The following is a 12870-nucleotide window of genomic DNA, read 5'->3' on the forward strand; positions in this document are numbered from 1 at the left end:
CTGTGGGGGCCGGTATCGGGGGTACCCGTCCGGCGATAACAAGGCGTGATGTTACCTCAGGTGACCGTCCGGGTGCATCAAGCATTACCCTGATACGCCGGGGACCGGGCACATGCAAAGGCTTATTCGGGCAGGGCGGGTTCGCGATTGGGCTCGATCTGGACGGCTTCCTGGATCAGGCTGATGATTTCGTCCATGTCGTCGGTGACCGTGAGCAGTTCGGTGTCAAAGGGGCCGACCGTGCCATTACTGACCAGTTGGTCCTGAATCCAGTCGATCAGGCCGGACCAGAACGTGGTGCCCACCAGGATGATGGGGGCCGGAGGCTGTTTCAGGGTCTGTATCAGGGTGACGGCTTCGAAGAGTTCGTCCAGGGTGCCGAACCCGCCGGGCAGCACCACATAGGCCAGGCTGTGCATGAAAAACGATGCCTTGCGCGAATTGAAATATTCGAAATGCAGGCTGTCGGTCTGGTAGCCATTATCGGAATTCTCGCGTGGCAGGCGGATGTTCAGACCCACGCTGCGGCCGCCTGCTTCGAAGGCGCCACGGTTTGCTGCTTCCATCAGGCCTGGGCCACCGCCGGCGATCACGGGTATGCCCAGCTGGGCGATGCGGGCGCCCAGTTCCTGGCCTAGCTCGTAGAATGGGTGGCCGCGCGGGATGCGGGCGCTGCCGAAGATGCTGACGCCCAGGCCGATTTTTTGAAAAGCCACGGCGGCTTGGCGCATCTCTGCAATAATCGTGGGAATCTGTTGTTCTGCCGAGACCCGTTTTGTCTTATTGTCTGTCATGAAAAAAACCTTGTTGCTAGTCGATGGGTCCAGCTACCTGTACCGCGCTTATCATGCCATGCCCGATTTGCGTAATGCGCAAGGGCAGCCTACTGGGGCCTTGTATGGAGTTATCTCCATGTTACGAAGGCTGATGCACGATTACAAGGATGCGCAGTACGGTGCCTGTGTGTTTGATGCACCGGGGGGGTCGTTTCGCGACCAAATATACCCCCAGTACAAGGCCAACCGGCCTTCGATGCCAGACGATATGCGGGTGCAGATCGCGGCGATTCATCAGGCTGCCGCTGCTTTGGGCTGGACGGTGATCTCGGAGTCTGGGGTGGAGGCCGACGATGTCATCGGCACATTGGCCGCCCAGGCCACCAAAGATGGCCTTTATACCATTATTTCCACAGGGGACAAGGACCTGGCCCAGTTGGTCAATGATCAGGTCGAACTCATCAACACCATGTCGGGCGAGCGCCAGGATCCGGCTGGGGTGCTGCAAAAATTCGGCGTGCCGCCCGATCGCATCATTGATTACCTGATGTTGACGGGCGACACGGTGGATAATGTCCCCGGAGTGGACAAGGTCGGCCCCAAGACCGCTGCAAAATGGTTGACGCAATACGGCAGTATCGAGGCGCTGGTGGCGCATGCCGACGAGATCAAGGGTGTGGCCGGGACGAATCTGCGTCAGGCCATTGCGAATTTTCCGCTGACTCGGGATCTGCTGACGATCCGCCTGGATTGCGAACTACCCCCCGAAAATGCAGTGCTGGCCATGCCGCTGCGGGCACCGGATCAGACAGCGCTGACACAGTTATATGAAACCTACGGCTTTCGTACCTGGCTGCGCGAGATCTCCGGCGAACCAGATCGCATCCCCGCTCAGGATGCCCGGGTAGCCCAGCCGGATGCCACACCCACGCCCCCCAGCCAGATTCAGTACGAGACGATTCTGGATCAGGATCAATTGACGCATTGGCTGGCGCAACTGCGTCAGGCCGATCTGGTCGCCCTGGACACCGAGACCACCAGCCTGGACCCGATGGCGGCACGCCTGGTGGGCTTGTCGCTGTCCATGCAGGCGGGCCATGCGGCCTATATTCCCGTGGGTCATACCGCGCCAGGCACCCCTGATCAACTGAACCGAGACTGGGTGCTGGAGCAATTGCGTCCTTGGCTCGAAGATCCGGATGCTCCGAAACTGCTGCATAACGCCAAGTACGACGCGCATGTGTTTGCCAACGAGGGCGTCAGCCTGCGCGGGGTTCAGCATGACACCATGTTGCAGGCCTATGTGCTGCAGTCACACCGGCGCGTCAACCTGCAGGATCTGTGCATCCAGTGGCTGGGTGTCACCGGCACCACCTATGAAGACCTGTGCGGCAAAGGTGCCAAGCAAATCGGCTTTGACGAAGTCGCGCTGGATCAGGCCGCATACTATGCGGCCGAAGATGCGGATTTCACCCTGCGCCTGCATCAGGTGCTGTTGCCCAAAGTGCTGGCGCACGAGGGCTTGGCGCGTACCTATCAACTAGAGATTCGCGCCTCGGAAGCGCTGACGCGGATCGAACGCAATGGCGTGGCCATCGATGCCCAGGCACTGGCCCGTCAAAGCCACGAATTGGGCCAGCAGATGCTGGATCTGGAGGCCCAGGCGCACCAGCTGGCGGGCCAGCCGTTCAATTTGAACTCGCCGAAGCAGCTGGGCGAAATCCTGTTCAATCAGATGCAGTTGCCCGTGGTGCGCAAGACCGCCAGCGGGGCGCCGTCCACCGACGAGGAGGTCCTGACGCGGCTGGCGGCGGATTACCCCTTGCCGCGCTTGTTGCTGGACTATCGCGGCATTGCCAAGCTTAAATCCACCTACACGGATAAGCTGCCGCGCATGATCAATCCGGATACTGGGCGGGTGCACACGCGGTATGCGCAGGCGGCGGTGGTCACCGGGCGGCTGGCTTCGTCCGACCCCAATTTACAGAACATCCCCGTGCGTACTGCCGAGGGCCGACGTGTGCGCTCGGCCTTTGTGGCCAGCCTGGGCAGCATTGTGTCGGCGGATTATTCGCAGATCGAACTGCGGGTCATGGCCCATGTATCGGGGGATAAAAACCTGTGCCAGGCCTTTGCCGAGGGTCAGGATATTCACCGGGCCACAGCCGCCGAAGTCTTTGGTGTGGCGCCGGACCAAGTGGATGCCGAACACCGCCGCGCGGCCAAGGCCATCAATTTCGGCCTGATCTATGGCATGGGCGAATTCGGTCTGGCGTCCAACCTGGGGATTACGCGAGCGGCGGCAAAGTCTTATATCGACCGCTATTTCATGCGTTATCCGGGCGTGGCCGATTACATGGACCGCATCCGCCGCCAGGCCCGCGAGCAGGGCTACGTAGAGACCGTGTTTGGCCGTCGCCTGTATTTTCCGGATCTGGCCGGGGCCAAGGGCCCGCGTGCTGCCGCCGCCGAACGTGCCGCCATCAATGCTCCGATGCAGGGTACGGCAGCGGATCTGATCAAAATGGCGATGGTGGCCGTGCAAGATTGGCTGTGGGCCGATGGCCTGCATAGCCTGATGGTGATGCAGGTGCACGATGAACTGGTCTTTGATGCCGTGCCCGACGAGGTCGAGCTCTTACGTCGGCGTGTGCCTGAACTGATGGCTGGCGTGGCGCAACTGGCCGTGCCGCTGGTGGCCGAGGTCGGGGTGGGGCGCGACTGGGGTGAGGCGCATTAATCCGCTTCGCGCAGGCGGTTGGGGCGCAGTTCGCCGTATTTGATCAGGATGGGATAGGCGGCGGCATTGACCAGATAGGCATTGACGCCGCCGGTGTCGCGCAGGATTTCCAGGTAGAACGCACCCATGTCGGCGGCATCCAGTTGGCCGGTCTTGATGCGTTCCAGGTGGCGGTCGGCCGCCTTGGCTTCCAGGTTGCGGAAGTATTCTTTTTCAAAGGCCAGATTGCGTGCCACCTGGCGGTCGGCTGAGACAAACAGCGAGGCCGCCTGGCGCAGGTTGCGCTGCAGGCGTTCCAGGGTGGCGGTCAGTTCAGTGCGTTGGTCGGCGTCCAGCACCCAGTGTTTTTTATGCAGGCGGCTGGCGTGGCCCAGCAAGCCCATGCCCGAGACGCTGGCCGCATGGGCGATATTCATGGAAAACGCCAAGATGGATTTCAGATATTGCTCGTCTTCGGCGCTGAGGCTTTCCTGGTCCTGGGTGGCCAAAAACGTCGTGATGGACTGGTCCAACTGGCTGATGACGCCGTTCAGATACCGGGCGCGGCCGATGGCCTGGCCGTCGTCGCGCAACAGGGCATGCTGGGTCAACTGCAGGGATTCGCGCAGCAGGTCGGTCAGGCGCAAGGCCTCGCGGGCAGCCTGGCCCAGGGCTACGGCGGGGACTTCGCGGGCGGCTTCATCCAGGTAGTGTGGTCGGGCCGGATCGTCCGGATCGCTGCGCTGAGGCAGCAGGCGCTGCAACAGGATCGCATAGGGCCTGAGGATGGGCATGAAGCATGCAGCCACGACCAGATTGAAGAGCAGATGGAAATTGGCCACACTGTGCGAGGCGTCGCTGCCCAGCGCCTGCATGATGGGGGTGGCCCAGGGCAGGAGTGCCATGCCCAGAACGCAGCCGATGACGCGGGTGCCCAGATTGCCGATGGGCAGGCGGCGCGAGGCGGGGTTGTCGTCGTGGCCGCCTTCCAGCACAGGATTGATGGCGGTGCCTAGGTTGGCGCCCAGCACCAGGGTATAGGCCAGGGTGGGGTCGATCAGGTCATGCAGGGCCAGCGACATGATCAGCACCACGACGGCCACGCTGGAATGCGAGGCCCAAGTCAGTGCCGTACTGGCAATCAGTGCCAGAAAAGGGGCATCGCCCAGCGCATCCAGTGCCGTGCCCAGCATGGGCGCGCTTTTCAGGGGCTCGAACATGGTGACCAGTTCACTGAGCGACAGCAGCAGCAGGCCCAGGCCGATCAAGGCACGCCCCAGATCGCGGGAGCGGCCCGGTGCATAGTGGCGGAACATCCAGACCCCGATCAGGATCAGGCCGGGGGCCAGGGCGGTGGGCTTGAAGGACAGCGCCTGGACGATCAGGGTGGTGCCGACATTCGCCCCCAGCATGGCCGCCATCCCCGGGACTAGGGAGACCAGCCCAGTGACGGCAAAGCCGGTAATCATCAGGCCGGTGGCCGTGCTGCTTTGGATGGCGGCGGTAATCGCCAGGCCCGTGCCAAAGGCGCGTGGCAGCGACCCCATGGCACGCCCCATCCATAGCCCCAGGGTCTTGCCAAAGGCGCGTTGCACCCCGGTTTGCACCATGTGCACGCCCCATAGCAGCAGCGCGATGAAGCCGCTGAAGGCGATGATGACCTGGAACTCTTTCATGATGCGCGAGGCTTAATTGGCCGAGTGGCGCAGGGCTTCAATGCGCTTTTCGATGGGGGGATGCGAGGCAAACAGGGCACCGATGGCGCCCCCTGCAATGCCGGCAGCCTGGAAGGACTTGGGCAGCTCGCCGGCCTCGACCCCGCCCAGGCGGGCCAGCGCCCGGATCATGGGTTCGCGCGCGCCCAGCAGATGGGCGGAGCCTGCGTCGGCGCGGTATTCGCGCTGGCGGGAGAACCAGGCAACAATGATGGAGGCAATCACGCCGAACAGGATTTCACAGACCAGCACGCTGGCGTAATAGCCCATGCCTACGCCCTTGTCGTTCTTCAGGATGGCGCGGTCGACGAAATACCCCACCAGGCGAGACAAAAAGATGACGAAGGTATTGACCACCCCCTGGATGAGGGTGAGCGTGACCATATCGCCGTTGGCAATATGAGCGATTTCGTGCCCCAGCACGGCGGTGACTTCTTCCTCGGTCATCGAGGACAGCAGCCCGGTGGACACCGCCACCAGAGATTCATTGCGGAAAGCGCCGGTGGCGAAGGCATTGGGCGCACCTTCGTAGATGGCGACTTCTGGGCGGCCGATGCCTGCGCGGTCGGCCAGTTGGTGGACCGTATCGACCAGCCAGGCTTCGCGCTGGTTGCGCGGGGCCTGGGGGTTGATGACCTGGGCGCCAGTGCTGGTTTTGGCCATCCATTTGCTCATCAATAGCGAAATGATCGACCCACCAAAGCCGATGACCGCAGCAAAGATCAGGAGTTGCATCGGTGCGATGCCGTTGGCGGTGAGGAAACGGCCCACGCCCAGCAGGTTCATGGTGATGCTGAGCACCAGCATTACGGCCATGTTGGTCATGAGAAACAGGATGATTCTTTTCATTTGAGAGGTGGCTCCGCACGTCGGGTTTCAATGTGCCCAAAGTGTATAGTATTGGCTTTATAAACAGTATCCCTTGGTGGTTACAAACATGCAGTCCTTGTGGATGTTGCTGGCCTGTGCGATGTTCGCCATGATGGGGGCTCTCGTCAAAGTCGCCACCGATCTGGGAGCGACTTTGCCCGAAATCGTGCTATTTCGGGGTGTTCCGTCAGTTTTGTTGCTGTTTTTCTGGGCGCGGGCTACGCGCCGCAGCATACGCCCCTCTAGTTGGCGTCTGCATGTCTGGCGCAACCTCAGTGGTATCGGATCCATGTGGCTGGGGTTTTTCGCCCTGTCGCTCCTGCCATTGCCCACTGCCATCAGCCTGAACTACACCGCGCCCTTGTTCATCGCCGGTTGGCTGTTGTTTTTCGGTGGCGCTCAAAAAGATCCTATTCGCGTGTTGGCAGTGTTGGCGGGGTTTCTTGGGGTTTTGGGTGTCTTGCGCCCCAGTGTGCAGCAGGATCAATGGCTGGCGGCACTGGCTGGGCTGGGGGCTGGGGGGCTGGCTGCCATTGCCATGATGCAGATTCGTCAACTGGGCCGCATTGGAGAACCTGAATGGCGTACGGTCCTGTTGTTTTCTATCGGCGTGTGCATCAGCGGTGGGCTGGGGGTCGGCATCCAGGGCTGGCAAACCAGCGATGTGCTAGCCTTGTCGTCGCTCATAGGCTTGGGTGTAGCCGGGCTGATCGGTCAATTGACAATGACGCGGGCCTTTGGCTTGGGGTCTACCCTGTTGACGGCAGCTTTGCAGTACACCACCATCATCTTTGCTGCGCTGATTGGCATCCTGGCCTGGGGTGATCGACCCGCACCGCTGGCTTGGGCCGGCATGGTGCTGATTATTGCCTCGGGTCTGCTGTCGGTCTGGCGCACGCATGCGGAATCCCGGGTTATGCGGGGTCTGGGCAGCCATGTGGCGTCTGGTCCGGCGACCCCCAATTCACCCTCAACGGAGGCACACCCATCATGATCGATTTACTGATTCAGGCCGAGACACTGCGCGACCGGCTGGCCCGTCCGGGCTGCCTGGTGTTCGATGTGCGTCATGATCTATCCGACCATCAGGCGGGACGTCAGGCCTATTTGGCTGGACACATTCCAGGGGCGCTTTATCTGGATCACGAGACTCAGCTATGCGCTGTCCGCAATGGTCGCAACGGTCGCCATCCCTTGCCTGATCGGACTGAATTCGCTGCCTTGTTGCGTGCCCAGGGACTGACCTCCCGCTCGGATGTGGTGGTTTACGATGCTGCCAACAGCATGTTTGCTGCGCATCTGTGGTGGATGCTGCGCTGGTTGGGGCACGAATCCGTGGCGGTGTTGGACGGCGGCTGGGCGGCCTGGCAGGCGGCGGGGGGGGCAGTGGAAACCGGTCCTCGCACCGCTTCGGTCAGCGAGGCGCAGGCCATCCAGAGCCTGGTGCTGACCGGTCAACCATCCATGCCGGTGGTTGATGCCCGGGCCGTGCTGTCAAATCTGGATGATCCGCGCTTTACCGTGCTGGATGCGCGGGGCCCAGAGCGCTTCAGTGGTGACGTCGAGCCCATGGATCCGGTGGGCGGGCACATCCCCGGCGCACTGAATCGGCCCTTTGCCCACAATGTCGGGACGGATGGTCGCTTCAAGCCCTCCGCGCAACTGCGCCAAGAGTTCGAGTCCTTGCTGGGCGGGCGGCTGGACCGTGGCATCGTGCATCAGTGCGGCTCGGGGATTACCGCCTGCCACAATCTGTTTGCGATGGAACTCTCTGGGCTGCGTGGTTCGGCGCTATATCCTGGCTCCTGGAGCGAATGGTGCAGTGATCCCGAACGCCCGGTGGCACGCGGGGCATAAGCCCCCGTCCGCTGAAACTCTGGTTGGCGATGGCACCTTGTCCGGCAGTGGTCGGCAGCGTGCCTCGGACCGGCCTAATGGTTTCTCGTACAATCCTGTCTTGGAACCTTAAATCAAACCTTATTTATGGTCAGTCACTTCGAGTCGTGGTTGCACGATACCGCTGCGCATGCCGCTGATGTGTTGGACGAACTCCTCCCTCCGCCGGAAGACGACGATCCCGCACGCCTGCACGAGGCCATGCGCTATGCGGTGCTGGGCCCCGGCAAGCGTATCCGGGCAGCTTTGGTCTATGCGGCTGGCGAAGCCAGCGGCTCACCCGCCAGCCCGACAACGGCAGCCCAGGGGCTGGCGCTGGATGGGGCAGCGGCCGCCGTCGAACTGATCCACGCATATTCCCTGATTCATGATGACTTGCCTTGCATGGATGATGACGAAATGCGCCGTGGGCGGCCTACCGTGCACCGGCAGTTCGACGACGAGGCTCTGGCCATGCTGGCGGGCGATGCCCTGCAGCCCTTGGCGTTTGATTGCCTGGTCCAGATGCCTATTGCGCCGGCACTGGTGGTGCAGGCTGTGCAATTGCTGGCCCGAGCAGCTGGCAGCGACGGCATGGTGGGTGGGCAGGCGATTGATTGCGCCAGCGTTGGTCAGCCCTTGTCCATCGAGACGCTGCAGCATATGCACCGCATGAAAACTGGCGCTTTGCTGGAAGCCAGCGTATTGCTGGGCGGGGTGGTGGCTGGGGCCAGTTCCGGGGTGCGCAGTGGTCTGGAATCCTATGCCGCCGCCATGGGGCTGGCTTTTCAAGTGGCGGATGATATTCTGGACGTGACCGCAGATTCTGCCACCTTGGGCAAGACCGCCGGCAAGGACGCCGAACAAGGCAAGCCCACCTATGTCTCCATTCTCGGGCTGGATGAATCGCGCCAGCTATTGCTGGATTTGCGCGAACAGGCACATCAAGCGCTGTTGCCGCTAGGCCCAGCGGCCGGCCGACTGCGAGATCTTGCCGACTACATGGTTGGCCGCACCCACTAACCGTGGTGCATATACCTAGATATAGATGATGACGACTTTACTGGAAGGAATCGATACGCCTGCGGCCTTGCGCCGACTGGATCGACGCGAACTCAAGGACCTGGCCGTGGAGCTGCGGTCTTTTGTCCTGGATTCGGTGGCGCATACCGGTGGCCACCTGTCCTCTAACCTGGGGACGGTCGAACTGACCCTGGCCCTGCATTATGTGTTCAATACCCCGGATGATCGTCTTATCTGGGATGTTGGGCATCAGGCCTACGCGCATAAGATTCTCACGGGCAGACGCCAGGCCATGGCGGGTTTGCGCCAGTGGGGCGGGATTTCCGGCTTTCCCAAGCGCAGCGAATCGCCTTATGACGCCTTTGGCACCGCGCACTCTTCTACGTCGATTTCGGCGGCATTGGGGATGGCCGTGGCCGCCCGCAATGCCGGACTGGATCGTCAGCACATTGCCGTGATCGGCGATGGCGCCATGACGGCGGGGATGGCCTTCGAGGCGCTGAACAATGCGGGGGTCACCCCTGATGTGAATCTGCTGGTGGTGCTGAACGACAACGATATGTCGATTTCGCCGCCAGTGGGGGCACTGAACTATTATTTCGCGCGCTTGCTGTCGGGCCAGTTCTATGCCCGCGCCAAGACCATGGGCCGTGCCGTGCTGCAGCACGTGCCCCCGGCGCTGGCGCTGGCTCGCAAGCTCGAAGGCCACGCCAAGGGCATGCTCTCGCCGTCCACCCTGTTCGAGGAGCTCGGCTTCAATTACATGGGGCCGATCGATGGCCATGACCTGGAAGCCCTGATCCCCACGCTGGAAAATATCCGCGCCCTCAAGGGACTACAGTTTTTGCATGTGGTGACCCGCAAGGGCCAAGGCTACAAGCTGGCCGAGGCCGATCCGGTGCTGTATCACGGGCCGGGTAAGTTCGATCTTGCGGTGGGCATCCAGAAGCCTGCCCAGCCTGCACGCCGGACCTTTACCCAGGTATTTGGCCAGTGGCTGTGCGATATGGCGCAGCATGATACCCGTCTGGTGGGAGTGACGCCAGCCATGCGCGAGGGCAGTGGCCTGATCGAATTCGAGCGCAAGTTCCCGCAGCGTTATTTCGACGTGGGCATTGCCGAACAGCATGCGGTCACCTTTGCGGCCGGGCTGGCCTGCGAGGGCTGCAAGCCTGTGCTGGCGATTTATTCCACCTTTTTGCAGCGCGGCTACGATCAACTGATCCATGATGTGGCGCTGCAGAACCTGGATGTCACCTTCGCCTTGGACCGCGCCGGCATTGTCGGAGCCGATGGTGCCACGCATGCCGGAAATTACGACATTGCCTATTTGCGCTGCGTGCCCAATATGGTGGTGGCTACCCCGTCTGACGAGCACGAGGCCCGTTTGCTGCTGAATGCCTGCTATCTGCACGACGGGCCGGCTTCTGTGCGTTATCCGCGTGGTGCTGGCACTGGGGCTGATCCTGGCGACAGCCTGGACCCTGTCGAGATTGGCCGTGCCGTTGTGCGCCGCCAGGGACGGGAGACGGCGATTCTGGTGTTCGGCACGCTGTTGCCCCAGGCCATTCAGGCTGCCGAGGCGCTGGGTGCGACGCTGGTGGACATGCGGTTTGTCAAACCGCTGGACGAGGCCCTGCTGACGCAGTTGGCGAGGGATCACAGTCTGTTCGTCACGGTCGAAGAAGCAGCGATCATGGGCGGGGCAGGCAGCGCCGTCATGGAATACTTCAATCATCAGGCGATCGTGCGGCCCGTTCTGCAGTTGGGGCTGCCGGACGAATTCATCGATCACGGAGAGCAAAAGGCCATCCTCTCCAGGCTAGGTCTGGACGCCGATGGGATCGAGGCGTCAATACGCCAACGTTTGCAAAGGACATCTTCATGAATACCGTGCTCGATCCGCTGGCAGTCGCCATGCCGGATGTGCAAAGCAGTGCTGATACCCGACATATCGCCATTCAGCGCGTAGGCGTGCGTGGTGTGCGCCATCCACTGCTGGTGGCGGGAGCAGGCCAACCCCAGGCTACGATTGCCGATTGGGAAATGACCGTGGGCCTGCCTGCCGAGGAAAAAGGCACGCATATGTCGCGCTTTATTGCGCTGCTGGAGTCCCATCGCAGCCAAGCCATGACGCCGGTCACGCTGGCCGCCATGGCGCAGGACATGCTGGTCCTGCTACAGGCCGATGCGGGTGATGTCACCGCCCGCTTTCCGTACTTCATCGACAAGGTTGCGCCGGTATCGGGTGTTCGCAGCCTGCTGGATTACCAGGTGCGTTGGACCGTGCAGGCGCGCCAGGACAGGCTGCCGGCCTTTGCCCTGGAGGTCCTGGTGCCAGTCACCAGCCTGTGCCCGTGCTCAAAGGCGATTTCCGACTATGGTGCCCATAATCAGCGCTCTCACGTCACCGTACGCTTGCATTGCGCGGCAGATCAGGCGCCGGCCCTGGATGATTTGATTCCACGCATCGAGGCTCAGGCCTCGTCCGAACTCTGGGGCCTGCTCAAGCGCGCCGACGAAAAATACGTCACCGAGCGCGCCTACGAAAACCCAAAATTCGTCGAGGATCTAGTGCGTGACGTGGCGGTGATGCTGCAGACCCTGCCGGGCTTGACGCGCTACGAGGTCGAGGCCGAGAACTTCGAGTCCATCCATAACCATTCGGCCTATGCAGTTGTGGCTGGCTAGAAACAGCACTCAAGCCTGTCTGCGCCACCTTTCATTTGCCCTGAATGAGTCGGGCGGCATGTGTGCATGAGGTTTCCATGCTAGAATAGCGGGTTACTTGCTCGACCGTATTTGTTTTTCAGGCATGATTTGGCTGAAAAACGGCAGCGGCGGGCTGTCTGTCAACATCGCAGATATCCACAAGGAGTCATTCATGCGTCACTACGAAGTAGTGTTTATTGTGCATCCCGATCAAAGCGAGCAGGTTCCCGCGATGGTCGAGCGCTATTCTTCCACGGTCACCACCCACGGCGGCCAGGTCCATCGTGTTGAAGACTGGGGCCGCCGCCAACTGGCATACCCCATCCAGAAGCTCGTCAAGGCCCACTATGTGTGCTTCAACATCGAATGCGGCCAGACTGCGCTCGACGAGCTTGAGCATTCGTTCCGCTATAACGACGCCATCCTGCGCCACTTGTTCATCAAGACCAAGCACGCCCACACCGAGCCGTCATTGATGATGAAGTCGGTAGAGCGCGAAGAAGCCCGCAAGGCTTCCACTGCCGAATCCTCGAACTCCTGATCCGGCGCTCGCGCGATCCGTGAACCGCGTCGAACTGGCTGCAAAACTAGTCGATATTCCGCCCATGCGTCACACCCCGGCAGGTTTGCCCGTGTTGCGCTTGCAGTTGGCCCACGAATCTCAGGTGATCGAAGCTGGCCTCGCCCGCAAGATCTCCATGGAATTCAAGGCTATCGCTCTGGGCGACATCGCCTTGGCCCTAGCCAGATATACGGCGGGCAGTCAGGTTCAGGTGGTCGGTTTTCTGGCCCCTCAGCGTCAAGGATCGGATCGGCTGGTATTACATATCCAGCAGCTAGTGCAGGTAACTGAATGAACCCGCCGGGCTCAGCCCGGAACCAGACAAAGGTCAATCATCATGGCTTACTTTAAAAAGTCGAAAGAAAAACGCAAATTCGGACAACAAAATCCGCTCTTCAAGCGCCGTAAATTCTGCCGCTTCACCGTGGCCAAGGTCGAGGAAATCGACTACAAGGATCTCGATACCCTGCGTGATTTCATCCAGGAAAACGGCAAGATCATCCCCGCCCGTCTGACCGGTACCAAGGCACACTACCAGCGCCAGCTGGACTCCGCCATTAAGCGTGCGCGCTTTCTGGCCCTGTTGCCGTACACCGACAATCACAACTAAGCCGAGGA

General features: G+C 61.3%; 12 protein-coding genes. 9 read left to right on the forward strand and 3 right to left on the reverse strand.

Going from position 1 to position 12870, the window contains the following annotated elements:
- Positions 1-122 precede the first annotated feature (122 nt).
- Positions 123-794, reverse strand: coding sequence for a TIGR00730 family Rossman fold protein (locus VDP81_RS13350; RefSeq protein ID WP_323012589.1), 672 nt, complete (start codon positions 792-794; stop codon positions 123-125).
- On the opposite strand from VDP81_RS13350, the gene polA reads away from it, so the two are divergent.
- Entirely contained in the window at positions 793-3516 is a 2724-nt protein-coding gene (polA, locus tag VDP81_RS13355; RefSeq protein ID WP_322997328.1) for a DNA polymerase I, read from the forward strand. The genes VDP81_RS13350 and polA overlap by 2 nt on opposite strands.
- On the opposite strand, the gene VDP81_RS13360 is transcribed toward polA, so the two are convergent.
- Both VDP81_RS13360 and htpX read right to left on the reverse strand, forming a co-directional pair.
- Positions 3513-5171, reverse strand: a complete 1659-nt coding sequence (locus VDP81_RS13360; RefSeq protein ID WP_322997329.1) for a Na/Pi cotransporter family protein — start codon at positions 5169-5171, stop codon at positions 3513-3515. The two genes, polA and VDP81_RS13360, sit on opposite strands and share 4 nt — an antisense overlap.
- Positions 5172-5183: 12 nt before the next feature.
- A complete protein-coding gene (gene htpX, locus VDP81_RS13365) occupies positions 5184-6059 on the reverse strand; it encodes a protease HtpX (protein ID WP_322997330.1) in 876 nt (291 codons plus the stop codon).
- An 88-nt stretch (positions 6060-6147) separates the two neighbouring features.
- Between htpX and VDP81_RS13370 the strand changes: the two genes are divergently transcribed.
- The 8 genes from VDP81_RS13370 (at position 6148) to rpsR (ending at position 12862) form a co-directional block, all read left to right on the forward strand.
- Positions 6148-7074 (forward strand): DMT family transporter, encoded by a 927-nt coding sequence (locus tag VDP81_RS13370; RefSeq protein ID WP_322997331.1) that lies wholly within the window; start codon positions 6148-6150, stop codon positions 7072-7074.
- On the forward strand, positions 7071-7937 hold the full coding sequence (locus VDP81_RS13375) for a sulfurtransferase (protein ID WP_323012590.1): 867 nt from the start codon (positions 7071-7073) through the stop codon (positions 7935-7937). Before VDP81_RS13370 ends, VDP81_RS13375 begins: the two co-directional genes overlap by 4 nt.
- A 126-nt stretch (positions 7938-8063) precedes the next feature.
- Positions 8064-8978: a farnesyl diphosphate synthase gene (locus VDP81_RS13380; protein ID WP_322997332.1), complete on the forward strand. Its 915-nt coding sequence runs from the start codon at positions 8064-8066 to the stop codon at positions 8976-8978.
- Positions 8979-9003: 25 nt separating this feature from the next.
- Positions 9004-10866 carry a 1-deoxy-D-xylulose-5-phosphate synthase gene (gene dxs / locus VDP81_RS13385; protein WP_322997333.1) on the forward strand — a complete coding sequence of 621 codons (1863 nt, stop codon included), beginning with the start codon at positions 9004-9006 and terminating at the stop codon, positions 10864-10866.
- Positions 10863-11669, forward strand: coding sequence for a GTP cyclohydrolase FolE2 (folE2, locus tag VDP81_RS13390; protein ID WP_322997334.1), 807 nt, complete (start codon positions 10863-10865; stop codon positions 11667-11669). The genes dxs and folE2 overlap by 4 nt, the downstream gene beginning before the upstream one ends.
- A gap of 193 nt (positions 11670-11862) precedes the next feature.
- Positions 11863-12231 (forward strand): 30S ribosomal protein S6, encoded by a 369-nt coding sequence (gene rpsF, locus VDP81_RS13395; RefSeq protein ID WP_322997335.1) that lies wholly within the window; start codon positions 11863-11865, stop codon positions 12229-12231.
- 19 nt (positions 12232-12250) lie between these two features.
- On the forward strand, positions 12251-12547 hold the full coding sequence (gene priB / locus VDP81_RS13400; protein ID WP_322997336.1) for a primosomal replication protein N: 297 nt from the start codon (positions 12251-12253) through the stop codon (positions 12545-12547).
- Positions 12548-12589: 42 nt separating this feature from the next.
- Positions 12590-12862, forward strand: a complete 273-nt coding sequence (gene rpsR / locus VDP81_RS13405; RefSeq protein WP_322997337.1) for a 30S ribosomal protein S18 — start codon at positions 12590-12592, stop codon at positions 12860-12862.
- The last annotated feature ends 8 nt before the right edge of the window (positions 12863-12870 follow it).

Origin of the sequence: Castellaniella sp. (assembly GCF_034675845.1) — a bacterium.
In the GTDB taxonomy this organism is placed as follows: Bacteria; Pseudomonadota; Gammaproteobacteria; order Burkholderiales; family Burkholderiaceae_B; genus Castellaniella.